Source organism: Virgibacillus sp. MG-45, from assembly GCF_036409425.1.
Lineage (GTDB): Bacteria > Bacillota > Bacilli > Bacillales > Amphibacillaceae > LDC-1.
In genome coordinates this window covers 74,458-98,689 of sequence record NZ_JAXOFU010000005.1, presented here as the reverse complement: position 1 = coordinate 98,689, position 24,232 = coordinate 74,458, and the positions used below count along the sequence as shown (strand labels likewise).

The window sequence follows — 24,232 nt, the reverse complement described above, 5'->3', positions numbered from 1 at the left end:
TACTGTGCTGATTAGGTAACATTAAATGAGCAAATATTATGAGGGATATACATGGAGAAGCGTACCGAATGGTATCTTGAATATGAAATTCAAATAAATCGACCAGGCTTGTTAGGGGATATTTCCTCATTATTAGGAATGCTCTCAATTAACATTATTACAATTAATGGGGTAGAGAATGCAAGAAGAGGGATGCTACTTCTATGTAGGAAAGATGAACAAATTCAAAGACTCAAATCGATTCTGCAAACAATGGATACAATCCAAATTACAAAGCTACGTAAGCCAAAGCTTCGAGACAAGCTCGCTGTTCGACATGGGAGATATATCCATAGGGATAGTGATGATCAGAAAACCGTTCGTTTTGTACGAGATGAATTAGGGTTATTAGTAGATTTTATGGCAGAGCTTTATAAAAAAGAAGGACATAAACTTATTGGGATAAGAGGGATGCCTCGCGTCGGAAAAACAGAATCAGTAGTTGCTGCAAGTGTCTGTGCCAATAAACGATGGATTTTTGTATCCAGCACACTACTTAAGCAAACGATTCGAGACCAATTGATTAAGGGTGAATATAGCCCTGATAATATTTATATTATTGACGGAATCGTATCAAAACAACGGGCAAATGAAAAGCATTGGCAACTGATTAGGGAGATTATGCAGCTTCCTGCGATAAAGGTTGTGGAACATCCAGATATTTTTGTGCAGGCAACAGAGTATACGATGGATGATTTTGATTACATAATTGAATTACGAAGCCATCTAGAAGAAGAAATTACGTATCAAGAAGTAGATGGCACACAATTTAAGCAAGGAAATGGGCTTTCAATGTTTGATTTTTAAATTGGATGGTGTTATTTATGGGAATAGGAGCAAGATTAAAGGAAGCCAGGGAACAAAAAGACATTTCACTGGATAGCTTGCAAGAAACGACAAAAATTCAAAAAAGATATTTAGTGGCAATTGAAGAAGAGAATTTTCGTATTTTGCCTGGGAAATTTTATGCACGTGCGTTCATAAAGGAATACGCTGCTGCTGTTGGTTTAAACGCACAAGAGCTAATGGATGAATATAAAGATGATATTCCATCACCAGAAGAGGATCGTGATACGGAGTACACACATATTCAACGTTCTCGCAAGGATCATCGTCCAACAAAAAGTAATGCAATCTTTTCCCTTATTCCTACGATTATCGTTGTTGTTTTAATTATCGGCATTGTTTTTGCTGCCTGGTTTTTCGTTCAGAAGGCCGTAGGAAGCGATGGAGGCGAGCCGATAGAAAAGGATAATGGAAATGATGAAGTATATAGACAAGAAGATACCTCCGCTAATGATCAAACGGAAAATACTGACGAAGCGGATTCCGAAACCGAATCAAGTGATTCAACTGAGTCAAACGATCAATCTACGGACACATCTGAAGAAACTTCAGAGTTGACTTTAGTGGAAGAAGGGACAGGAAGTGTTCCGGAATCAACGTTTGAATTGCGCAACCCCGGGGAAAAAGTCATCGTAACCTTAGAAGCAAGCGGGAATACATGGCTGGATGTAAATAATGGAGATGGAAAAGCATTCTATAGCAATAATTTCGCTTCAGATCAATCCCCGCTTGAGATCGATATAACCGGAGAAGAAAAGGTCTTCTTTAAGGTTGGAAGTGCGCCCGATTTAACAATTAAGATTAATGGCGTCGAACTAACGTATCCAGTAGATGTAAATGAAAATGTATTTCAAAAAATATGGGTGAATATTTTGAGTGAAAATGAATAAGTATACAAAACCCTTCCTGATGGTAAATTGATGGAAGGGTTTTGTACCTTATGACTTCAGGAGGAAAATAAGATGAATATACCAAATAAAATTACTATATCAAGAATTATGCTTATCCCTATTTTTATTATTTTAATGAGTGTTCCATTTGATTGGGGAAAATGGGATATAGGAACGACGGAATTACCGATATCTTACTTTGTAGCTGCTTTAATATTCATCGTTGCTTCATTAACCGACTGGGTAGATGGATATTATGCTAGAAAATATCAACTTGTAACAAATTTAGGTAAATTTTTAGATCCGTTAGCAGATAAACTTTTAGTATCAGCGGCATTTATTCTACTTGTTGAAATTGGAATGGCACCTGCGTGGGTTGTTATTTTAATTATTAGTAGAGAATTTGCTGTGACAGGACTTCGGTTAGTAGCTGCAGGCGAAGGAATTGTACTAGCTGCAAGTAAACTAGGAAAACTAAAAACAGCAAGTCAAATGATCGCAATCGCTACATTATTATTACAAAATTTCCCTTTTTCTTATCTCGGATTTCCTTTTGCACAGATCATGCTTTATATTGCATTGTTCTTTACCGTTCTTTCAGGCTATGATTATTTTGTGAAAAACTGGCATGTAATGAAGGATTCGAAATAATGAAAAATGTAAAGGCGGAAATTGTCGCGGTAGGAACAGAATTGCTATTAGGACAAATTGCAAACACAAACGCGCAATGGATCTCTCAACAGCTTGCTAAGTATGGAATTACTGTACATTTTCATGCAGTAGTAGGAGATAATCTACAACGGGTTGAAACGACCTTTCGCCAGGCATCTTCACGCTCCGATATTGTGATTGTAACAGGGGGGCTCGGTCCTACAGAGGATGATTTAACGAGAGAAGCATTCCAATTAGTAAGTAATTTAGAAATGAAGGAAGCTACAGAAGCATTGCATCGTATATCGGCATACTTTGAAAAGCAGCAGACGGAAATGACTCCAAATAATCGTAAACAAGCAAACGTATTTTCTACAGCACATGTTTTAAAAAATAGCGTTGGAATGGCACCAGGAATGATTGTTCCATATAAGGGGAAAACATGGGTTTTCCTCCCTGGTGTTCCTAGTGAGATGAAACAGATGTTTACGAATGAGGTCATTCCATACATCGTAAAGCTTACTGGAACGGATACAGTTATTCAATCTATGATATTACGATTTAGTGGCATAGGTGAAGCAAAGCTAGAACACGAGTTGTTCGAATTAATTCACCATCAAAGTAATCCAACGATTGCGCCGTTGGCTCAAAAAGACGGTGTTGTTATTCGTCTTACGGTAAAAGAAAATTCGATTGAAAAGGCAAATGCACGCTTGGAAGAAGCAAAAAGACGGGTATTAGAAAAAGTCGGTCCATATTATATAGGAATGGAGCACGAAACAATCGAACAACGAGCAGTTAGCTTGCTTCGAGATAAGCAAATGCGAATTGGTGCTGCTGAAAGCTTAACAGGCGGAATGTTTACAGAAAAGCTAATTTCTGTGGAAGGCGCGTCCAAAGTTTGTCCTGGCGGGATTGTGTGCTATGATTCGGAAATTAAGCAAAAGGTACTTGGGGTATCCAATGAAACTATCGAAGCATATGGAACGGTAAGCCAGCAGTGTGCAGAAGAAATGGCAAAACAGGCAGCCATTGTGCTTGATGCTTCGATCGGGATAAGTTTTACAGGTGTCGCTGGACCAGACAGTTTGGAAGGGAAGCCGGTAGGAACTGTTTTCATAAGTTTATTTCATATTAATGGAACAATTCGAACGGAGAAAGCTACGTTTATTGGCGATCGAGAAGCTGTTCGAAGTCGCGCGACTCGAAAAGGCTTTGAGCTACTAATTGAATTCGTAAAGCATCATTCTCAAAACTAGCTTCTAGTTCACAGTACGTAAAATGAATTTTTACTTCATTTTTCAAATCTAAAAACATTCTTTTGACAAAGAGAAACTAGAAAATAATATGTAAAGCGGCTTAAAAATAAGAACGTTTATTCGTTTTTTATCTTGGCAAACGAAAATAAAACATGTATGATATAGATAGCTAATTTAAGGAGGTAGTCTCGTTGAGTGATAGAAAACAAGCGTTAGATATGGCTTTAAGACAAATAGAGAAACAGTTCGGAAAAGGTTCGATTATGAAATTGGGTGAACAGGCAAACCAGAAGCTAGCTACTATTTCAAGTGGATCTTTAGCATTAGATGTAGCACTTGGAATTGGTGGATATCCTAAAGGTCGTGTTGTTGAAATATATGGTCCTGAATCATCTGGTAAAACGACCGTTGCACTTCATGCAATTGCTGAAGCACAGCGTACTGGTGGGCAAGCGGCATTTATTGACGCAGAGCATGCACTAGACCCTACCTATGCAAGAGCACTTGGTGTAGATATTGAAGAGTTACTTTTATCTCAGCCAGATACTGGAGAGCAAGCGTTAGAAATCGCAGAGGCTTTAGTTCGAAGTGGAGCTGTTGATATTATTGTTGTCGACTCAGTAGCTGCGCTGGTTCCAAAGGCAGAGATTGAAGGAGAAATGGGTGATTCACACGTTGGATTACAAGCCCGCCTCATGTCACAAGCGTTAAGAAAGCTTTCTGGAGCGATTAATAAATCGAAAACGACGGCTGTCTTTATAAACCAAATTCGTGAAAAAGTAGGGGTAATGTTTGGAAACCCTGAAACAACGCCAGGCGGTCGTGCGCTTAAGTTTTATTCTTCCGTTCGATTAGAAGTACGACGTGCGGAAACATTAAAGCAAGGAAACGATATGGTTGGAAATAAAGCGCGTATTAAAGTAGTAAAAAATAAAGTAGCACCTCCATTTAAGCAAGCAGAGGTTGATATTATGTATGGAGAAGGGATTTCGAAAGAAGGAGAAGTACTAGACATCGGATCCGATTTAGATATTGTTCAAAAAAGTGGTGCGTGGTATTCCTATGAAGGTGAAAGACTTGGGCAAGGAAGAGAAAACGCAAAGCAGTTTTTAAAAGAAAATGAGGAAATAATGGATGCAATTCGCCAGGCGATTCGTTCTCATTATAAACTAGACGAAACAGTTAGCGAAGAAGCCGAAGAGCTAGGACAAGAAACATTAGATGTGTAATACGAATTTAAAATAGAGTCCTTTATAAGGATAGAATGGTATGTTAAAAAAGTGATCGGAAGAAGAGCGCTCGTACCATTCCCTTGTAAAGGATTTTTCTTTTCCCATTATTTGTGACGTTTCCTTGACAATGGCAGGGCGTACAATTAAAATTAAATTGTATAATTTTATATTTTTATTATACGTAACGATTTTTATTCATTGAATATGGTACATGCCGACAATAATGAATTTAAACAATTTGATAGCAAGAGGAGGTGAAATCGTGGACAATCCCTTAATCATCTCCATTTTGCTTGCCTTAGTCCTGATCGTCGGTATTGTTGTTGGTTATCTGATTCGTAAATCTATTGCAGAGGCTAAAATTTCAAGTGCTGAAACGTTGGCCAAACAAATAGTTGATGAAGCACATCGGAATGCAGATGCCGCTAAGAAAGAGGCACTTCTTGAAGCGAAGGATGAGAATCATAAACTTCGCCAGCAGACGGAACAAGAATTACGTGAACGACGCACGGAAGTTCAGAAACAAGAAAATCGCCTGATGCATAAAGAAGAAAATCTGGACAGAAGAAGTGAGACGCTTGATAAGCGTGAACTCTTATTGGAGAAAAAAGAACAATCACTGACAGAAAAACAACAACAAATTGAAGAAATGGAAAGCAAAGTGGAAGCTATGTTAAAAGAGCAGCAAACGGAGCTAGAGCGCATTTCTGGGTATACTACAGACCAAGCTAGACAGATTATTTTAGAGCGAATTGAGAAAGAGCTAGCACATGAATCAGCACTAATGATTAAAGAAACAGAAAATCGCATGAAAGAAGAAGCGGATAAGAAGGCGAAAAACATTCTATCTCTTGCGCTTCAGCGCTGTGCAGCTGACCATGTTGCCGAAACAACTGTATCTGTTGTAAATCTTCCAAATGATGAAATGAAGGGCCGGATTATTGGTCGTGAAGGGCGAAACATTCGAACACTGGAAACGTTAACGGGAATTGATCTAATTATTGATGATACACCGGAAGCGGTTATTTTATCAGGATTTGATCCGATTCGAAGAGAGATAGCTCGAATGGCATTAGAAAAGCTCGTTCAAGATGGTAGAATTCACCCTGCGAGAATTGAAGAAATGGTCGACAAAGCAAGACGTGAGGTCGACGAATTTATTCGAGAAGTTGGAGAAGAAACAACGTTTGAAGTTGGAGTACATGGTCTTCATCCAGACTTGATTAAAATTCTTGGTCGCCTAAAGTATCGGACAAGCTATGGTCAAAATGTATTAAAGCATTCGACAGAGGTAGCATATCTAGCAGGCTTGCTTGCTGCGGAGCTTGGTGAAGATGTAACATTGGCACGAAGAGCTGGTTTACTTCATGATATTGGAAAAGCAATTGATCATGAAGTAGAGGGAAGCCACGTTGAAATCGGGAAAGAACTGGCAATGAAATACAAAGAGCATGAGGTTGTAATTAATTCGATCGCTTCTCACCATGGTGATGAAGAGCCTACTTCTGTTATCTCCATTCTTGTTGCAGCAGCGGATGCATTATCCGCAGCACGTCCAGGAGCAAGAAGTGAAACACTGGAGAATTATATTAAGCGACTTGAAAAACTAGAAGAGATTTCTGAATCATTCGGTGGTGTTGAAAAGTCATTTGCAATTCAAGCCGGAAGAGAAATTCGAATTATTGTAAAACCTGATGAGATTAATGACATTGAATCAGTGCGAGTTGCAAGAGAAATTCGAAAGCGAATTGAAAGTGAACTCGATTACCCGGGGCATATAAAGGTAACTGTGATTAGAGAAACACGAGCAGTTGAATATGCAAAATAAACGTTTAAAATAGAAACGGTTTAAGCCGTTTCTATTTTTTTCTGTTATAATTTAGTAAAGCTATGGTATAGATACTTCTATTATTTAAAAGTTAATTATCGCAACGATAATACGATAAACTTAATATTAGTTAGGATGGATTTAGTATGAAGATTTTATTTATCGGAGATGTGGTTGGGTCTCCAGGTCGCGAAATGGTAAAAGAATACTTGCCTCGACTAAAAGAAAAATATAAGCCAAATATGACGATTATTAATGGTGAAAACGCTGCAAGCGGAAAAGGAATTACTGAAAAAATTTATAAGCAGTTTTTAGAATGGGGCGCACAAGTAATTACGATGGGGAATCATACGTGGGATAAAAAGGAGATCTTTGAATTTATTGAGGATGCAAAGTATATGATTCGTCCCGCAAATTTTCCAGAGAACAATCCAGGGAAAGGGATTGTGTTTATAAATGTGAACGGAACAGAAGTTGCAGTTATTAATTTGCAAGGTCGAACATTTCTTCTTCCGAATGAGGATCCGTTTATCGTGGCCGATCAATTAATTGAGCAAGCTAAAAAAAGAACAAACATTATATTTATTGATTTCCATGCGGAAGCAACAAGTGAAAAACAAGCAATGGGATGGTATGTTGACGGAAGAGTTAGTGCAGTAGTTGGTACACATACCCATACGCAAACAGCAGACGAACGCATTTTGTCAAATGGGACTGCTTATATTACAGATGCAGGGATGACAGGACCGTACGATGCGATTCTTGGTGTTAAAAAAGAGGCCGTATTAAAGCGATTTCAAACGAACCTACCAGTTCGCTTTGAAATTGATGAAAATGGAAGAGCGCAACTGAACGGAATCATAGCAACAATTGATAATAAGACTGGAAGAGCAGTTGATATAAAGCGAATACTTATAAATGAGGATCATCCATTTTTATAGAGTATTTGAATTTTTAGACATCTTCCTTCATAATAAGGTAATAAGGTATCAACTCCAAGAATATAGTAGCAGTAGAACTACAATAGTAAATGAGGAGGTACTAGTAATGGACATATTGAAAGTTTCAGCTAAATCAAATCCAAACTCAGTAGCAGGCGCACTTGCGAACGTATTACGTGAACGCGGTTCAGCGGAAATCCAGGCGATCGGTGCAGGTGCATTAAACCAAGCCGTAAAAGCTGTAGCCATTGCGAGAGGATTCGTTGCCCCAAGTGGAGTTGATTTGATTTGTGTTCCAGCATTTACCGATATTATGATTGAAAATGAGGAACGAACAGCTATTAAACTCATCGTAGAACCTAGATAAGGGCAATTATACTTTTTTACATGATTGTGTTACGCGTTTGCGTAGCACTTTTTTATGTTTTAAAAGTCTATTCCAATGCATTGTTAATTTTGAATGGAATACTTCTCGTTATTTTTTAGTTTGAAATATGCGAGAATTGTATTTCCACTAAAATTAGTGACAATGTATTGTTAATTTTAGATAGAGGCCTTATACTGATATAATGTATAACTATGAGAATAATTTATTTAATATAGCGAAAGGAGCTCCGCAATGAACGAAGAACAACGAAAGGCGCAAGCACAAATTAATCAGGTAGATTCAGCGGACAGAAAATCCGATATGGATAAACCTTTATCAGAAAAAACAACAGCCGATTTTGCGAAATATTTTGAGACAACCTATGAACCGCCAAACATTAATAAAGCTCGTAAGCGCGGGAAAGAAAAAGTAAATGTACATTATGACTTTGAAATTCCTGAAGAAATGAAAAATATTGGGAAAAATAAAAAGTTCTTAATTCGTACCTATGGCTGTCAAATGAATGAGCATGATACGGAAGTGATGGCAGGTATCCTTACGACAATGGGGTATGAATCAACTGCGGATACAAACGACGCCGATATTATTTTATTAAATACATGTGCAATCCGTGAAAATGCTGAAAACAAAGTGTTTGGTGAAATTGGTCATTTAAAACCATTAAAGTTAGAAAAGCCGGATTTAATTGTTGGTGTGTGTGGCTGTATGTCTCAAGAAGAATCGGTCGTCAATCGAATAATGCAAAAGCATCAACATGTTGATTTAATTTTCGGTACACATAATATTCATCGTCTTCCGTACTTAGTTAAGGAAGCTATGTTTGGTAAAGCTCAAGTAGTTGAGGTTTGGTCAAAAGAAGGCGATATTATTGAGAATTTGCCTAAGGTACGACAAGGTAAAATTAAAGCATGGGTTAATATTATGTATGGATGCGACAAATTTTGCACGTACTGTATCGTACCAATGACACGTGGGAAAGAAAGAAGTCGTAGACCAGAGGATATTATTCAAGAGGTTCGTTATTTAGCAGCGCAGGGATATCAAGAAATTACACTACTTGGTCAAAATGTAAATGCCTATGGAAAGGATTTTGAAGATATCGAATACACCTTTGGTGATCTGATGGATGATATGCACAAAGTTGATATTCCAAGAGTGCGCTTTACCACTTCACACCCACGTGATTTTGATGATCACTTAATTGAAGTCCTAGCAAAAGGCGGCAATTTACTTGATCATATTCATCTTCCTGTCCAATCTGGAAGTAGTGAAGTTCTAAAGAAAATGAACCGTAAATACACACGTGAGGAATATTTAGAGCTTGTCCGTAAAATTAAAAAAGCTATTCCAAACGCAACGTTAACAACGGATATCATTGTCGGATTTCCTAATGAAACAGACGAGCAGTTTGAAGAAACAATGACGCTTGTAGAAGAAGTTGGTTTTGAAGCGGCATATACATTTATTTATTCACCTCGAGAAGGAACACCAGCAGCACGGAAAAAAGATGACGTGCCAGAAGAAGTAAAAAAACAACGTTTATATCGTTTAAATGAGCTTGTTAATAAACAGTCTGCTCAATCGATGGCTTCCTATACTGGTAAGACAGTAAAAGTGTTAGTAGAAGGCGAAAGCAAAAAGGATCCAGATGTATTAGCAGGATATACAGAGAAAAACAAGCTCGTCAACTTCAAAGGACCGAAAAGTGCAATTGGTAAAATCGTTGATGTAGAAATTACAGAGGCAAAAACATGGTCCCTAAATGGAATCATGGTTAAAAATAAGGTCGAGGTGAATTAAATGGCTGAATTTACAAGAAAGCAGGTTTTAGAAGAAGCAAAGCAGTTGGCAAATATGTTAGCAAATATCGAGGAAATTGATCGATTCAAGCAAGTCGAAGCAAAGCTAAATGAAAATCAAAAAGTGCAACAGTTAATTAAACGAATCAAAGCCTTACAAAAACAAGCAGTGAATTTCCAAGCTTATGGTAAAACAGAAGCGCTTAACAAGGTAGAAAAGGAAATTGATCGCTTGCAGCAAGAATTGGATGATATTCCAATTGTTCATGAATTTAAAGAAACACAGCTTGTCGTGAATGATATTTTGCAACTTGTAACAGGAACAATAGCTAGAGAAGTAACGAATCATGTTATAGAGTCAACTGGTGGAGACGTGCTTGCAGGAGAAACAGGCTCTAAAGTATCTAATAAAACTTCTTGTGGGCATTAAAAAAACAGCGATGGAATCTTATTCCGTCGCTGTTTTTTTATGTAGCGTAAGAAAGGATAGATATTGTTTCACATATAATGCAATAAACTAACTTTTTTTCCTCTTCTCATCTTTTAAAAAAGAAAGCTATGCACTTTAGGTATTTGTCTTGCATAAAATGACTATGAAAAAAGAGGAGGTAAGCGTATTATGAGTTTTTTAGAAAAAGACTATCGTGAAATTATTACGAAAGCCGTTTGTGGTAAGGGAAAAAAATTCACTCAAGAAACGCATTCCATTTCACCCTCACATAGACCCTCTAGTATTCTCGGTTGCTGGGTCATTAATCATTTATACAATGCCAAGAAAAAGAAAGAAGATAAGGTGGAAGTAAATGGAACCTATGAGGTAAATATATGGTACTCGTATAATGACAATACAAAAACGGAGGTTGTCACCGAGCGAGTATCCTATTGTGATATTATTCCACTTGCTATCCGAGATGAACATTGTATCAATGATGAATTTGATGTGGTATGTAAAGTAATTCAACAGCCAAATTGCCTTGAATGCGAAATAGCTAACAAAGGGCATAAAATTAATGTAGATGTAGAACGAGAATTTCTTGTACAAATAATCGGAGAAACAAAGGTCTTTGTTAAAGTAGATCCAGAGGGTGTCAAGTTTGCTGATGATGACGAATCTTGGGACTTTGAAGTAACGGATGAAGAGCTTAGCGATGTAAATCCAGATTTTCTAGAAAGTCAAAGCAAAGACTAATACTCCTTACGAGGGAATCTTCTCTCGTAAGGTTTTTTTTGAAAATCAGCATTTGTCAATAATAAGATGAGAAACAGTTTGTTCGGTTCGAATTATGTTATAATAACACAATAAATGTTTGTTTTTGGGGGATACATAATGGCAAAATATACACCAATGATGGAGCAATATTTAAAAATAAAAGCGGATCATAAGGATGCCTTTTTGTTTTTTCGACTAGGTGATTTTTATGAAATGTTTTTTGATGATGCGATTGAAGCAGCGAGGGAATTGGAAATTACGTTAACGAAGCGTGATGCAGGTCAAAAGGAACCAATTCCAATGTGTGGTGTTCCATATCATTCCGCAGCAAATTACATAAAAATGTTAATCGAAAAAGGCTATAAGGTGGCCATTTGTGAGCAAGTTGAGGACCCTAAGGAAGCAAAAGGGGTTGTGAAACGAGAAGTTGTTCAATTAATTACTCCAGGAACAGTAATGGAAAGTAATATGTTGAATGAGCGAGATAATAATTATATTGCTAGTCTTTCCCATTTCAAGGATGGATCTTATGTCGTCGTCTATAATGATCTTTCTACTGGTGAGAATAGTATTGCACTAATTAATCAAGGCTGGGAAGCTGTTATTCATGAATTATATAGTCAACCAATTAAAGAAATGGTTATTTCATCTAACCTTCCAGAACAAATGCAGCAACAGTTATCAGAACGATTACAAGTAACGCTGTCTTATCAGGATGAAGTGAATTTTAATGCAGAATACCGTAGCTTATGTGAAAATTTAAATGATGAACGTCTCGTAAAAGGGTTTAGTCGTTTGCTTAATTATGTACAGCATACACAAAAGCGGTCGTTAGATCATTTAAAGCAGGCTACTATTATAGAATTAAACAATTATTTATCGCTTGATATGTATTCGAAACGTAATCTTGAGTTGACGGAAACAATTTTGCGCAAAGGAAAGCATGGCAGCCTACTTTGGGTGCTTGACAAAACCGTAACTGCAATGGGATCTCGAACACTTAAAAAGTGGTTGGAGCGGCCTTTATTAAACACTGAACAAATAAATGAACGCCTTGATATCGTAGAAGGCTTTTTCCAAGGTTTTATTGAGCGGGACTCCCTTCGAGATTCGTTGAAATCTGTGTATGATTTAGAACGGCTTGCAGGTAGAATTGCTTTTGGAAATGTGAATGCGCGAGATTTAATCCAATTAAAGCAGTCTCTAAAACGAATACCAGATATAAAGCAAATCTTATCCAGTTTTGCAAATGACAAAATTCATTCGCTTGCAGAAGGACTAACATTTCCGGAGCATCTCGTTTCCTTATTAGAAGAAAGCATTGTGGATGATCCTCCTATATCAATTAAAGAAGGTGCCATCATTAAAGATGGTTACCATGAAAAGCTAGACCAGTATCGAGACGCCTCTAGGAATGGTAAGAAGTGGATTGCTGCGCTTGAACAAAAGGAAAAACAGGAAACGAAAATAAAGTCCTTAAAAATTGGTTATAACCGTGTATTTGGGTATTATATTGAAATTACAAAGGCAAACCTGCATCTTCTTCCTGAAGGGAGATATGAACGAAAACAAACGTTAACAAACGCAGAGCGGTATATTACACCAGAACTCAAAGAAAGAGAACAATTAATTCTAGAAGCGGAAGAAAAGAGTATTGATTTGGAATATGGATTATTTGTTGATATTCGTGAGCAAATAAAAGCATATATTCCAGAGCTTCAAGTAATAGCAGAGCGAATTAGTAGTATAGATGTGCTGCAAGCATTTGCAACCGTAAGTGAAGCCAATAATTACAAGCGCCCACGTTTTGGTGAACAGAGTCTAACAATTAAGCGTGGTCGCCATCCAGTGATCGAAAAAGTAATGGATGATGGGATGTTTGTCCCGAATGATATTTTACTAGACGATGATAAACAAATTCTATTAATAACCGGACCGAATATGTCTGGGAAAAGCACGTACATGAGACAATTGGCCTTAACTGCCATAATGGGACAAATTGGGTGCTTTGTGCCATGTGAGGAAGCAGAGCTAATCGTTTTTGATCAAATTTTTACACGAATTGGAGCTGCAGATGATCTTGTATCTGGTCAAAGCACATTTATGGTAGAAATGCTAGAAGCAAATCACGCATTACAGCATGCAACAAGTCGTAGTTTAATTTTGTTAGATGAAATTGGACGTGGTACAAGCACTTATGATGGCATGGCTTTAGCACAAGCTATTGTGGAATATATTCATGATCATTTGCAAGCAAAGACGTTATTTTCAACACATTACCATGAATTAACTGCATTAGAGGAAACGCTAGCTAATTTAAAAAACATTCATGTTCGTGCGGAGGAATATGAAGGTAATGTCGTATTTCTACATCAAATTAAGGATGGAGCAGCTGATAAAAGCTATGGCATTCACGTTGCGAAATTGGCGGAGCTTCCAGAACCATTGATTTCACGTGCAACGACAATTCTGGAAGAATTAGAGGGTTCTGGTCGAGAAAAGATAGATAAACAGGACGAGCAAGTAGCCTCTGATCAGCTGTCCTTTTTTGCAGAAGAAGATAATGTTAAGAAACAGGAAAGAGTAACTGCAAAAGATCACTCTGCATTAAAAGAATTAAAAGAAATGAATTTGTTTGATATGACACCAATGGATGCCATGAATATGTTGTATCAATTACAAAAACAATTAAAATCGAAGTAACTTTTGAACTAACTTTCCCTATTAGAAAGGAATGTTTGCATGGAAATTATTCAGATGCCTGATGCATTAGCAAACAAAATTGCTGCTGGTGAAGTAGTAGAAAGACCTGCTTCTGTCGTTAAAGAGTTGGTTGAGAACAGTATCGATGCAAACAGTACATGGATTAAAATCGATTTACAAGAAGCGGGATTACAAGAAATAAAAATAACGGATAATGGGAAGGGAATGGCAGAAGCAGATTGTGAGCGTGCTTTTTTGCGCCATGCAACGAGTAAAATTCGTAATGAGAACGATTTATTCCATGTTAGAACACTCGGATTTCGAGGAGAGGCATTAGCAAGTATTGCATCTGTTAGCAGATTAACGATTAAAACATCCAAAGGAGATGCTGCTGGGACCTACCTTGAAATGGAAGGTGGAAAAGTTACAGCGCGGAAACGAAGTGATGCAAGACAAGGAACTGAAATAACGGTATCCGACTTGTTTTTCAATACGCCGGCTCGTTTAAAGTATATGAAAACAATTCATACGGAGCTTGGTCATATAACGGATTTGTTAAATCGATTAGCACTGTCTCATCCAGAGATTCGTTTTGAAGCTACTCATAATGGAAAGGGCTTATTTAAAACTGCAGGTACAGGAGATGTGCTTCAAGTTGTTGGACAAATATATGGATTGGGGATTGCCAAAAAGATGCTTCCAATCGAGCAAGAAACATTGGACTTCTCGATAAAAGGATATGTCGCAAAACCAGAGGTAACACGTGCCTCACGTTCTTATATTTCTACCATTATTAATGGAAGGTATATTAAAAGCATTCCATTAACACAAGCAATTCTTAGAGCATACCATACGTTATTGCCTATTGGCCGTTATCCGATCGCAGTCATTGCGATTGAAATGGATCCTATCCTTGTCGATGTAAATGTGCATCCGACAAAGCTAGAGGTCCGATTTAGTAAAGAAAAAGAGCTATTTTCGATTCTAGAAGATTTAATTCAGAAGACGTTTCGTGCAACGACATTAATCCCCGAAATGCGGCAAAAAGAACGTCGAGAGGACAAGTCGTTTCAACACACATTATCATTTGAACAGCCAATGAATAGAGAAGAAGCGAAGCATGAGCTTCGAGAATCTAATCCTTTGCTTACGCATTATGATCAAACGAGTCAGGAGCGAAAAGATTCTGAGAAAGTCCCACTGCAAACAGATGATTCGCTTCAAGAGCGAACAGTAGTGGAGACAGAAAATCTTGAAATTCCAAGCGCAAGGCCTGAAAGAATAGAGCCTGGGAAACGTGTTCCAATCATGCTACCAATTGGGCAGTTACATGGCACTTATATTTTAGCGCAAAATGAAGATGGATTTTATATGATTGATCAGCATGCAGCACAAGAACGAATTAAATATGAGTTTTTTAAAGCAAAGCTTGGTCAACCAACAAATGAAGTTCAAGAGCTGCTTCTTCCATTAACGTTCGATTTTTCTAAGCAAGAGGCGATTTTCATTGAGCATTATCGAAACGCGCTAGAAAAAGTTGGTTTGTTTTTTGAGAACTTCGGGAATCAAACATATATTGTTCGTTCCTGTCCTATTTGGTTTCCAACTGGGTTTGAAGAAGAAATTATCCGAGAGATGCTCGAACAAGTGATGCAAGAAGCGCAGATAAATGTAGAGAAAATTCGTGAAGATGCAGCGATTTTAATGTCCTGTAAGCGATCAATTAAAGCAAATCATTATCTAAATCATGAGGATATGTCTCGATTATTAGAGGATTTAAGACAAACGACAGATCCATTTACTTGTCCACATGGAAGACCAATTATCATTCATTTTTCAACATATGAATTGGAAAAAATGTTTAAACGAGTGATGTAAGCACGTATAAAACATATACTACATGGTAATGATGAGTCATAAAAATGTGGAGTGTATTAAATGGATAATCAAAGACTTATAAATTTCTTAAATCAGTTGCTAGCAAATCATGCTGTGATGTATGTAAAACTTCATCGGTATCATTGGTTTATTAAAGGGAAAAACTTTTTTCAGCTACATGCGTTATTTGAAGAGATGTATCAAGTTTTTGCTAGTCAAATGGATGAAACGGCAGAACGTATTTTAATGATTCACGGGAAGCCACTAGCAACAATGACAAAATATATGAAAGAAGCTACCTTAATTGAAGCAAATGCAGATGATCAGGAAGAAGAGATTATTACACAGCTTATACTTGATTATAAGCAGCTCATCTCTGAAATAAGCAGTGAAGGCTTAAACTTGGCGAACGAGATGAAAGATGAGCCAACTTCGGATATGCTTATCGGCATGCAAGCTATCTATGAAAAGTATGTTTGGATGCTAAAAGCGTATCAAGAAAGTTGATAAAAGGGGCCAAGTCTGTAATTAGAAAGATACTTTTACGGTTAAGGCTTCTAAATGAAATACTAGGGGAATAAGAATGAAGAAAAAAGTAATTGCAATTGTTGGTCCTACCGCTGTAGGTAAAACACGTTTAAGTATTGAAATTGCGAAAAGATTCAATGGTGAAATTATTAGTGGAGATTCCATGCAAGTTTATCAAAAGATGGATATCGGTACAGCAAAAATAAAACCGGAAGAACGTGAAGGAATTCCGCATTATATGATTGATACGCACGCTCCAGATGCATCCTTTTCAGTAGCAGATTTTCAGCAACATGTACAAACGCTTATCGATTATATTACTGCAAAAGGAAAGCTCCCCATCATTGCTGGGGGAAGTGGACTTTATATTCAAGCAGCTCTTTTTCAATATAATTTTTCACCACAGAAGCGAAATGAGGAAGTTACGAACCGACTGGAGCAGGAGTTGGAAGACAAGGGTATTGACACCTTGTATGAAAGACTAAATAAGATTGATCCGCAGCAAGCTGAAAAAATTCATCCAAACAATCATCGACGTGTTATTCGTGCGTTGGAGCTATATGAAACAACAGGAACGACAATGTCGAGCCATATGGAAGAACAGCGGTCAGAGTCACCCTATGATTTCAAATTAATTGGTTTGGAAATGGAACGTCCTCTTCTATATGAACGTATTAATCAACGCGTTGATATGATGATGAATCAAGGACTTGTTCATGAGGTGAAATCACTCTATGATGGAGGGCTAGCTTCTTGTCAATCCATGCAAGGAATTGGCTATAAAGAGCTTGTTGCATATTTTAATCAGGAATACAGCTTAGTTGAAGCAATCGATTTAATTAAGCGAAATTCGCGTCGCTATGCAAAGCGCCAATATACATGGTTTAAAAATAAAATGGATGTGGATTGGTATCAAGTCGAACCTGAATCAATTGATGAAAAATTTCGAATGATTTTAGAGGATCTAGCAGGATTCTTAAAAGATAAGTAGAATAAGTTAGTATAGACAGAAAAGAGGAGGAAGTACAATGGCACAGGGTGTAAACATTCAAGATCATTATTTAAATCAATTAAGAAAAGATCACATCTCGGTTACTGTTTTTTTAACGAACGGATTTCAATTGAGAGGAATTGTAAAAGCCTTTGATAATTTCACTGTTCTGTTGGAAACAGAAGGAAAGCAACAATTGATTTTTAAACATGCAATATCAACCTTTGCCCCGGTAAAAAATGTCGCTTTAGACAAGGAATAAATAGAATGTTAAATTTGCCTCACTGCAGTGTTTGCAGGAGGCAAATTTTTATTCGTATATAGATTAATATAGGCATTTGTCACAACTTATTTTCCTCCTACGTATACTAAAGCAACGAAGGAGTGAATGTGGTGGAAACACAAAAATTTCAAAATAAAAATGGGCAAATAAATATTGTATTAGGGAATAAAAAAGGTGTAAAATTACAAAGTAACCGTCACTTGCACTATGAAACGAATGGACCATTTATGCATATTGACGATGCTTTTCGCTCATTTGTTGGCCTGCAGTCACTTAAACAAAAGGTAAAAGAAATCTATGCGAGTATCATGATAAATGAGAAACGTGAGCAGCTTGGATTAACGAGTAATAAACAGGTGCTACATATGCTGTTTAGGGGGAATCCAGGCACAGGAAAAACAACCGTTGCTCGCAAGCTCGCAAAGATATATTATGATATGAACGTGTTATCGAAAGGTCATTTTGTGGAAGCAGAGCGGGCTGATTTAGTTGGCGAATATATTGGCCAGACTGCGCAAAAAACGCGGAGTATGATACAAAAAGCGTATGGTGGAATTTTGTTTATTGATGAAGCTTATTCACTTGCTCGTGGTGGTGAAAAAGATTTTGGGAAAGAAGCAATTGATACGCTTGTGAAACATATGGAGGATCACCATAACGATTTTGTATTAATTTTAGCAGGATATCCTTATGAAATGAATCGTTTTCTTGAGTTAAACCCAGGCTTAAAGTCGCGATTTCCATTTATATTAGATTTTCATGACTATGATGTTGATCAATTGATGGAGATTGCCCGTAAAATGATATCAGAGCGAGAGTATAAATTAACAAAAGAAGCGGAATGGAAGTTGCGAGCTTACTTATACAAAAAGCAACAAGAAAGGGAACGTAATTTCTCCAATGCGCGCTGCGTTCGAAATATTATTGAGCATTCTATTCGCCGACATGCGGTTCGATTGATGTATAAGGACAATGTGTTACTGGATGATTTAATAGAGCTATCTGAAAAAGATCTATCCTTAGAGGACCATTGATGAAATTTTGTGATGCTGGCATTTTTTTGCTATGATGAAAACATGTAAAAATTACTTTTATTATATGTAAAGAGAGGTCAATTACATGACTCTAGAACAAGTGATCATCATCGCAGTGAAAAAGCCAGAACAAACTGAGGAAGGATTTCACTCCTCCTTAGAAGAGCTTATTTCTTTGACAAAGACAGCCGGTGGGATGGTTATGCAAGTGATTACACAAAATCGCACAAGAATCCATCCCGCTTTTTATATGGGTGAGGGAAAGGTAGCAGAAATAAAAGAGCAGATGGAAGCGTTAGATATTGATTTAGTTATTGCCAATGATGAGCTTTCACCAGGACAGCTTCGAAATCTAGGTGAACAGCTCGGTGTTCGCATTATTGACCGAAGCCAACTGATATTGGATATATTCGCACAACGAGCGCAGACGAAAGAAGGAAAGCTTCAAGTAGAACTAGCTCAGCTACAATATATGCTACCACGGCTTCATGGTCAAGGTGCTCAGTTATCACGTTTAGGTGGAGGAATTGGGACAAGAGGCCCTGGTGAAACAAAGCTAGAAACAGATCAACGTCATATTCGTCGAAGAATTCATGATATCAAAAGACGATTGGCTCTCGTCGTTCAACAGCGTGAACAATATCGAAAAAGAAGAAAAACGAACGATGTGTTTCAAATTGCTATTGTTGGATACACAAACGCAGGCAAGTCTACGATGTTTAATCGGCTGACGAATAGTGATTCATTAGAAGAGGACAAGTTGTTTGCAACATTAGATCCCTTAACGAGAAAAATCACATTCCCATCGGGATTTTCAGCGCTGATTACGGATACGGTTGGATTTTTACAAGAGCTGCCAACAACGTTAATCGCATCCTTTCGGTCAACATTAGAGGAAGTGGCGGAAGCAGACTTTATACTTCATGTTGTTGATGGGTCACATCCCGATAAGGAGCAGCACCAACAAACAGTGTTAAAACTGTTAGAAGATCTACAAGCTACCTCTATACCAATGCTCACTGTTTATAATAAAAAGGATCGGCTTACAGATGAGATGATTCCGATGAACCATCCATATGTTATGATGAGTGCGTTGGATGAAAGCGATATTGAAAAACTAGTTTTAGCAATTGAGCAACAGTTAAAGGTTATATGGGATAATTATATTATTGAATTAGAGCCAAATGAGGCAGATTTATTACATCGACTAGGTAAAGAAACAATGATAGAGAAGAAATATTATGATGAACTGTCGAATAAATATCATGTTAGTGGCTTTATTAGAACAGATCATCCATTGCAACGGATTTTAAAGGAGAAATAAACGACAATGATGAAAGATTTAATTCAACAAGCCGAAAAAGACTGCAGCAGTATTCATCAACATATTAATACGATTGTTGAAAATAACCAAAGACGAGTTCTAGAGGCGTTTAAAAACCATCGTGTAAGTGATACGCATTTTAACTCTACTACTGGATATGGCTATGATGATCTGGGGAGAGATACGTTAGAAGCAGTGTATGCACAAGTATTCGGCGGTGAAGCGGCATTAGTTAGACCACAGCTTATTTCTGGTACACACGCGATATCAACCGTTTTATTCGGTTTACTTCGCCCAGAGGATGAGCTGATTTACATAACGGGAAAGCCATACGATACATTATCAGGCGTCATTGGTATGGATGCAAATCCATATCCCGGTTCATTAAAAGACTATCAAGTGACTTACAAGCAAGTGGATCTGTTAGCGAATGGAGCAATAGATTATCGTGGTGTGAAGGAATCGATTACTTCACGGACGAAGGTTATTGGTATTCAACGTTCAAAGGGCTATGATAATCGACCATCCTTTACAATTGCTGAAATAGAAGCAATGGTTTCTTTTGTTAAAACAATCAATCCGAACATCATTATTTTTGTGGATAATTGTTATGGTGAATTTGTTGAGGAAAAAGAGCCGTTACATGTTGGTGCGGATATTATCGCTGGATCACTTATTAAAAATCCAGGTGGTGGAATTGTACGAGCTGGTGGATATATTGTTGGAAATGATGCGCTTGTAGAACAATGTGCGCATCGTTTATCAGCTCCTGGTTTAGGCAAGGAGATGGGAGCTACGTTTCATTTGCTACAAGAGATGTTCCAAGGCTTCTTTTTAGCTCCTTTAATCGTTGGTGAAGCATTAAAGGGAGCTGTATTTACGGCTCGTTTTTTGGAGCTGCTTGGATTAGAAACGTCTCCATCCTATACGGCTAAACGAACAGATTTAATTCAATCTGTTAATTTTGAGAATAGCGAGCAAATGATTACTTTTTGTCAGGCAATTCAACACAACTCACCTGTTAACTCTTATGTAACACCATATCCAAGTGAGATGCCTGGATACGAGGATGAGGTTATTATGGCTGCTGGAACCTTTATTCAAGGAGCAAGTATTGAACTGTCAGCAGACGGACCAATCCGTGAACCGTATACAGCCTTTGTTCAAGGAGGGTTAACGTATGCACATGTAAAGATTGCAATCGAAAATTCGGTTCAATCAATGATCGACAAAGGTTTTTTAAATTTGAAAAAGGGTAGTTAAAAAATAGGAATTATTTTTAGGAGGATTAATGAAATGGATTCAAGGTATACGAAAGAAGATATTATGGTCAAAATTAAAGAAGAAAATGTACGATTTATTCGACTACAGTTTACGGATATGCTTGGAACAATTAAAAATGTAGAAATTCCTTTAAGCCAGCTTGATAAAGCATTAGATAATAAGATGATGTTTGATGGGTCTTCAATAGAAGGTTTTGTTAGAATTGAAGAATCTGATATGTATTTGTATCCAGATCTTGATTCGTTTGTTGTCTTTCCTTGGACCTCTGAAAAAGGAAAGGTTGCACGTTTTATTTGTGATATTTATAATCCAGATGGCACTCCTTTTGAAGGGTGTCCACGCTATAATTTAAAACGTAACCTAAAAAAAATGGAGGAAGCTGGTTTTTCTGCATTTAATATTGGCACAGAGCCGGAATTTTTCTTGTTTAAACTTGATGAGAATGGCGAACCTTCCTTAGAATTAAACGATCATGGTGGTTATTTTGATTTAGCACCAACAGATTTAGGTGAAAATTGCCGTCGTGACATTGTCTTGGAACTCGAGGAAATGGGCTTTGAAATTGAAGCTTCACACCATGAAGGGGCACCTGGTCAGCATGAGATCGATTTTAAGTATTCAGATGCTGTTAGTCATTGTGACGATATCCAAACGTTTAAGCTAGTTGTAAAGACGATTGCCAGAAAGCATAACTTACATGCAACATTTATGCCGAAGCCACTATTTGGTGTGTTTGGATCTGGTATGCATGTGAATATGTCATTGTTTAAAGACGGGAAAAACGTATTCTTTGATCCTGAAGGTGACATGCAATTAAGTGAAAAAGCATACCAGTTTACGGCTGGCTTAATTAAGCATGCGGTTAACTATACTGCTGTGACGAATCCAACAGTTAATTCGTATAAACGACTCGTACCTGGTTATGAGGCCCCAAGCTATGTTGCATGGTCTGCACAAAATCGCAGCCCACTTGTGCGTATCCCATATTCTCGCGGATTAAGTACACGTTTAGAGCTTAGAAGTGTGGATCCAACAGCAAATCCATATTTAGCAATGGCAGTACTCTTGAGCGCAGGGTTAGACGGAATAAAAAATAAACTAACCCCACCAGCACCAGTGAATGAGAATATTTATGATATGAGTAAGGAAGAACGAGAAGAAAAAGGGGTTCATAGCTTACCTGCAACATTAAAGGATGCATTAGTCGAGCTTGAAAAGGATGCAGTTATTGTAGAAGCAATGGGAAACCATTTATATGAGCATTTCATAGAAGCGAAAGAAATTGAATGGAATATGTTCAGAACGACAGTTCATCCATGGGAACGAGAGCAATATTTGACGAGCTATTAAGGTTGATATATTAATGTTTTATGAAGTGGTAAATAGCAGGAGAAAGTGAAAAATCCACGCTATTTATCACTTTTTTCGATAAAAATTTTCCGTGCTATCCTATCCCCCCCTCCACCTCAAATGAACAGAGGGATGATGATTTTAAATATAACGACTTTATCATACTATAAAAATTTGTGCAGTTTTTATGGAGATTGTGATTTTCCGTTTAATATTAAACCGTTTAGGTAACAGTAAAAATGTATTTAATCATTATGGTGGGAGGAATAAAAGATGGCACATGAGCAACATTTAGAATTAATTCAAGCATTACATGAGTGTATGACTGCATGTAATCACTGTTATGATGCATGTTTAAAGGAAGACAATATCCAGATGATGGCTGAATGTATTCGTCTGGACAGAGAGTGTGCGGATATTTGTAGCTATTTTGAACAAGCCCTTTCAAGAAATACACCATTTGTTTCAGAATTGGCCAGCGTCTGTGCAAAAATTTGTGAAGCATGTGGAAATGAGTGCCAAAAACATGATCATGACCATTGTAAGAAATGTGCTGATGCTTGTTTTAAATGCGCAGAGGCTTGCAAAAGTGTAGCATAGTAATACCAAAATAATTCTCGGGAATGAAATCTCTCATTTCCGAGAATTATTAACGTTGCAGACCAGACCATAGATTTTATTCAAACGCTTTAACTTTACTTTATTATTGTACGATTAATGCCGATGTCAAGCCCCTGTTCATAAGATATATTACAGAGTACCATAGATTCTTTGTAACTTCATTATTGGATTGTGTATTCGAAATGTTCATTTGTTTGAATGGTGCTCCATATGAATATGATCATTCGGGGTCTTATCATCTGGAAAAACCGGTCCAAAATGGTTAAATATAATAAAAATAAAACCAAAAAGTATAATTGTAAACAGAGGATTAGATAAATATGCAGGTTCACGTTTGCTGACTTCTTTTTGAACGAAATAGAGAAGGAGTAATAAAATGCAAAGGAATAGAAAAAACATTATTTTAACAATAGCACTTTGATATTCTACCGTTATCATTACCCCAAGCATAGTCCCCATCATGCCCCCCATGATACCAGAAAGCATCCCGTCAAGTACTGCACCAATACTTATTGGCATGCCTGCCAAAAAACCAGATGACAAACCAATAACAATTCCAAAAACTGTAGCGAAAAAAAAGTTATCCGACAGTAATATTCCAATAATAACACCAAAAGTTAAGCCAACACTCATACCGATTGACATAGCTATTACCATACCAGTCATCTCAGTTAAGCTGTTTCGGTGAAAAGCTAATTTATAAATAATGAAAACTGTAAATAAAAAAATCGTTAAAATAATTAGCAGTAGTAATACACTCATTTTTATCCCCTTTCTTTTGCTTGTCCAATATAAATAACTATATGAGTATGTGGAGTATAAATATTCATAAACGCTTTCTTCTTGTTGGCTAGTAAGAGGGTTGAGAAACTTCGGTTTTGGTTCGATGTCATGTTCAATTTTTTATTATATATCTTGAATAAGTTGGACCAACATTATTTATATGTTTTTTTAATCATTTAAAGTAATATTTTATTCTTCCATTAGAATATAGAGGAACTAGACTTTAAATCTACTTTATATTTTATTTACCTAAGTCGTCCATATTTTCTGGATATTTTAAATGTATAATTGTAAAGCAAGTTACTCTAAAGAGTTAATGCTCGTTATGTATGGAAATAGATCAACCTACACCATAATCAGTTTGATATTA

At 37.1% G+C, this 24,232-nt stretch carries 22 protein-coding genes; 21 read left to right on the top strand and 1 reads right to left on the bottom strand.

Going from position 1 to position 24,232, the window contains the following annotated elements; all coding sequences use genetic code 11:
* Nucleotides 1-51: 51 nt before the first annotated feature.
* From SPK86_RS07255 to SPK86_RS07155, 21 genes are all read left to right on the top strand, one after another.
* The gene (locus tag SPK86_RS07255; protein WP_330949003.1) at nucleotides 52-846 is read left to right on the top strand and encodes a DUF3388 domain-containing protein; all 795 of its coding nucleotides are present in this window, start codon (nucleotides 52-54) and stop codon (nucleotides 844-846) included.
* A gap of 17 nt (nucleotides 847-863) precedes the next feature.
* Nucleotides 864-1,775 (top strand): helix-turn-helix domain-containing protein, encoded by a 912-nt coding sequence (locus SPK86_RS07250; protein WP_284140018.1) that lies wholly within the window; start codon nucleotides 864-866, stop codon nucleotides 1,773-1,775.
* 72 nt (nucleotides 1,776-1,847) lie between these two features.
* Complete coding sequence (gene pgsA / locus SPK86_RS07245) at nucleotides 1,848-2,426, top strand: CDP-diacylglycerol--glycerol-3-phosphate 3-phosphatidyltransferase (protein ID WP_330949002.1); 579 nt, start codon at nucleotides 1,848-1,850, stop codon at nucleotides 2,424-2,426.
* On the top strand, nucleotides 2,426-3,685 hold the full coding sequence (locus SPK86_RS07240) for a competence/damage-inducible protein A (protein WP_284140020.1): 1,260 nt from the start codon (nucleotides 2,426-2,428) through the stop codon (nucleotides 3,683-3,685). Before pgsA ends, SPK86_RS07240 begins: the two co-directional genes overlap by 1 nt.
* Nucleotides 3,686-3,876: 191 nt before the next feature.
* Nucleotides 3,877-4,914, top strand: coding sequence for a recombinase RecA (gene recA / locus SPK86_RS07235; protein WP_284140021.1), 1,038 nt, complete (start codon nucleotides 3,877-3,879; stop codon nucleotides 4,912-4,914).
* Nucleotides 4,915-5,140: 226 nt separating this feature from the next.
* Nucleotides 5,141-6,745 (top strand): ribonuclease Y, encoded by a 1,605-nt coding sequence (gene rny / locus SPK86_RS07230; protein ID WP_284140118.1) that lies wholly within the window; start codon nucleotides 5,141-5,143, stop codon nucleotides 6,743-6,745.
* A 146-nt stretch (nucleotides 6,746-6,891) separates the two neighbouring features.
* The gene (locus SPK86_RS07225; protein ID WP_330949001.1) at nucleotides 6,892-7,686 is read left to right on the top strand and encodes a TIGR00282 family metallophosphoesterase; all 795 of its coding nucleotides are present in this window, start codon (nucleotides 6,892-6,894) and stop codon (nucleotides 7,684-7,686) included.
* Nucleotides 7,687-7,792: 106 nt separating this feature from the next.
* A complete protein-coding gene (locus SPK86_RS07220) occupies nucleotides 7,793-8,053 on the top strand; it encodes a stage V sporulation protein S (RefSeq protein WP_284140023.1) in 261 nt (86 codons plus the stop codon).
* A 321-nt stretch (nucleotides 8,054-8,374) separates the two neighbouring features.
* Entirely contained in the window at nucleotides 8,375-9,874 is a 1,500-nt protein-coding gene (miaB, locus tag SPK86_RS07215) for a tRNA (N6-isopentenyl adenosine(37)-C2)-methylthiotransferase MiaB (protein ID WP_443089764.1), read from the top strand.
* Complete coding sequence (locus SPK86_RS07210; protein WP_284140025.1) at nucleotides 9,875-10,303, top strand: RicAFT regulatory complex protein RicA family protein; 429 nt, start codon at nucleotides 9,875-9,877, stop codon at nucleotides 10,301-10,303.
* Nucleotides 10,304-10,492: 189 nt separating this feature from the next.
* Nucleotides 10,493-11,062, top strand: a complete 570-nt coding sequence (gene cotE / locus SPK86_RS07205) for an outer spore coat protein CotE (protein WP_284140026.1) — start codon at nucleotides 10,493-10,495, stop codon at nucleotides 11,060-11,062.
* Between the two features lie 138 nt (nucleotides 11,063-11,200).
* A complete protein-coding gene (gene mutS / locus SPK86_RS07200) occupies nucleotides 11,201-13,786 on the top strand; it encodes a DNA mismatch repair protein MutS (protein ID WP_284140027.1) in 2,586 nt (861 codons plus the stop codon).
* Nucleotides 13,787-13,825: 39 nt separating this feature from the next.
* A complete protein-coding gene (gene mutL, locus SPK86_RS07195) occupies nucleotides 13,826-15,664 on the top strand; it encodes a DNA mismatch repair endonuclease MutL (protein ID WP_330948998.1) in 1,839 nt (612 codons plus the stop codon).
* A 60-nt stretch (nucleotides 15,665-15,724) separates the two neighbouring features.
* A complete protein-coding gene (locus SPK86_RS07190) occupies nucleotides 15,725-16,171 on the top strand; it encodes a Dps family protein (RefSeq protein ID WP_284140029.1) in 447 nt (148 codons plus the stop codon).
* A gap of 76 nt (nucleotides 16,172-16,247) precedes the next feature.
* The gene (miaA, locus tag SPK86_RS07185) at nucleotides 16,248-17,183 is read left to right on the top strand and encodes a tRNA (adenosine(37)-N6)-dimethylallyltransferase MiaA (protein ID WP_330948997.1); all 936 of its coding nucleotides are present in this window, start codon (nucleotides 16,248-16,250) and stop codon (nucleotides 17,181-17,183) included.
* A gap of 37 nt (nucleotides 17,184-17,220) precedes the next feature.
* Nucleotides 17,221-17,445: an RNA chaperone Hfq gene (hfq, locus tag SPK86_RS07180; protein ID WP_284140031.1), complete on the top strand. Its 225-nt coding sequence runs from the start codon at nucleotides 17,221-17,223 to the stop codon at nucleotides 17,443-17,445.
* Between the two features lie 131 nt (nucleotides 17,446-17,576).
* Entirely contained in the window at nucleotides 17,577-18,500 is a 924-nt protein-coding gene (spoVK, locus tag SPK86_RS07175) for a stage V sporulation protein K (RefSeq protein ID WP_284140032.1), read from the top strand.
* 85 nt (nucleotides 18,501-18,585) lie between these two features.
* Complete coding sequence (hflX, locus tag SPK86_RS07170) at nucleotides 18,586-19,824, top strand: GTPase HflX (protein WP_330948996.1); 1,239 nt, start codon at nucleotides 18,586-18,588, stop codon at nucleotides 19,822-19,824.
* A gap of 6 nt (nucleotides 19,825-19,830) precedes the next feature.
* Nucleotides 19,831-21,087, top strand: coding sequence for a methionine gamma-lyase family protein (locus SPK86_RS07165; protein ID WP_330948995.1), 1,257 nt, complete (start codon nucleotides 19,831-19,833; stop codon nucleotides 21,085-21,087).
* 33 nt (nucleotides 21,088-21,120) lie between these two features.
* Nucleotides 21,121-22,458: a type I glutamate--ammonia ligase gene (glnA, locus tag SPK86_RS07160; RefSeq protein WP_284140035.1), complete on the top strand. Its 1,338-nt coding sequence runs from the start codon at nucleotides 21,121-21,123 to the stop codon at nucleotides 22,456-22,458.
* Nucleotides 22,459-22,731: 273 nt separating this feature from the next.
* The gene (locus tag SPK86_RS07155; RefSeq protein WP_284140036.1) at nucleotides 22,732-23,058 is read left to right on the top strand and encodes a four-helix bundle copper-binding protein; all 327 of its coding nucleotides are present in this window, start codon (nucleotides 22,732-22,734) and stop codon (nucleotides 23,056-23,058) included.
* A 207-nt stretch (nucleotides 23,059-23,265) separates the two neighbouring features.
* On the opposite strand, the gene SPK86_RS07150 is transcribed toward SPK86_RS07155, so the two are convergent.
* A complete protein-coding gene (locus SPK86_RS07150; protein WP_330948994.1) occupies nucleotides 23,266-23,841 on the bottom strand; it encodes a hypothetical protein in 576 nt (191 codons plus the stop codon).
* Nucleotides 23,842-24,232 lie beyond the last annotated feature (391 nt).

Bases quoted from the DNA above. Each gene is read 5' to 3' on its own strand.
- SPK86_RS07255 (WP_330949003.1), top strand. From the start codon at position 52: ATGGAGAAGCGTACCGAATGGTATCTTGAATATGAAATTCAAATAAAT.
- SPK86_RS07250 (WP_284140018.1), top strand. From the start codon at position 864: ATGGGAATAGGAGCAAGATTAAAGGAAGCCAGGGAACAAAAAGACATT.
- pgsA (WP_330949002.1), top strand. From the start codon at position 1,848: ATGAATATACCAAATAAAATTACTATATCAAGAATTATGCTTATCCCT.
- SPK86_RS07240 (WP_284140020.1), top strand. From the start codon at position 2,426: ATGAAAAATGTAAAGGCGGAAATTGTCGCGGTAGGAACAGAATTGCTA.
- rny (WP_284140118.1), top strand. From the start codon at position 5,141: ATGAATTTAAACAATTTGATAGCAAGAGGAGGTGAAATCGTGGACAAT.
- SPK86_RS07225 (WP_330949001.1), top strand. From the start codon at position 6,892: ATGAAGATTTTATTTATCGGAGATGTGGTTGGGTCTCCAGGTCGCGAA.
- SPK86_RS07220 (WP_284140023.1), top strand. From the start codon at position 7,793: ATGGACATATTGAAAGTTTCAGCTAAATCAAATCCAAACTCAGTAGCA.
- miaB (WP_443089764.1), top strand. From the start codon at position 8,375: ATGGATAAACCTTTATCAGAAAAAACAACAGCCGATTTTGCGAAATAT.
- SPK86_RS07210 (WP_284140025.1), top strand. From the start codon at position 9,875: ATGGCTGAATTTACAAGAAAGCAGGTTTTAGAAGAAGCAAAGCAGTTG.
- cotE (WP_284140026.1), top strand. From the start codon at position 10,493: ATGAGTTTTTTAGAAAAAGACTATCGTGAAATTATTACGAAAGCCGTT.
- mutS (WP_284140027.1), top strand. From the start codon at position 11,201: ATGGCAAAATATACACCAATGATGGAGCAATATTTAAAAATAAAAGCG.
- mutL (WP_330948998.1), top strand. From the start codon at position 13,826: ATGGAAATTATTCAGATGCCTGATGCATTAGCAAACAAAATTGCTGCT.
- SPK86_RS07190 (WP_284140029.1), top strand. From the start codon at position 15,725: ATGGATAATCAAAGACTTATAAATTTCTTAAATCAGTTGCTAGCAAAT.
- miaA (WP_330948997.1), top strand. From the start codon at position 16,248: ATGAAGAAAAAAGTAATTGCAATTGTTGGTCCTACCGCTGTAGGTAAA.
- hfq (WP_284140031.1), top strand. From the start codon at position 17,221: ATGGCACAGGGTGTAAACATTCAAGATCATTATTTAAATCAATTAAGA.
- hflX (WP_330948996.1), top strand. From the start codon at position 18,586: ATGACTCTAGAACAAGTGATCATCATCGCAGTGAAAAAGCCAGAACAA.
- SPK86_RS07165 (WP_330948995.1), top strand. From the start codon at position 19,831: ATGATGAAAGATTTAATTCAACAAGCCGAAAAAGACTGCAGCAGTATT.
- glnA (WP_284140035.1), top strand. From the start codon at position 21,121: ATGGATTCAAGGTATACGAAAGAAGATATTATGGTCAAAATTAAAGAA.
- SPK86_RS07155 (WP_284140036.1), top strand. From the start codon at position 22,732: ATGGCACATGAGCAACATTTAGAATTAATTCAAGCATTACATGAGTGT.
- SPK86_RS07150 (WP_330948994.1), bottom strand. From the start codon at position 23,841: ATGAGTGTATTACTACTGCTAATTATTTTAACGATTTTTTTATTTACA.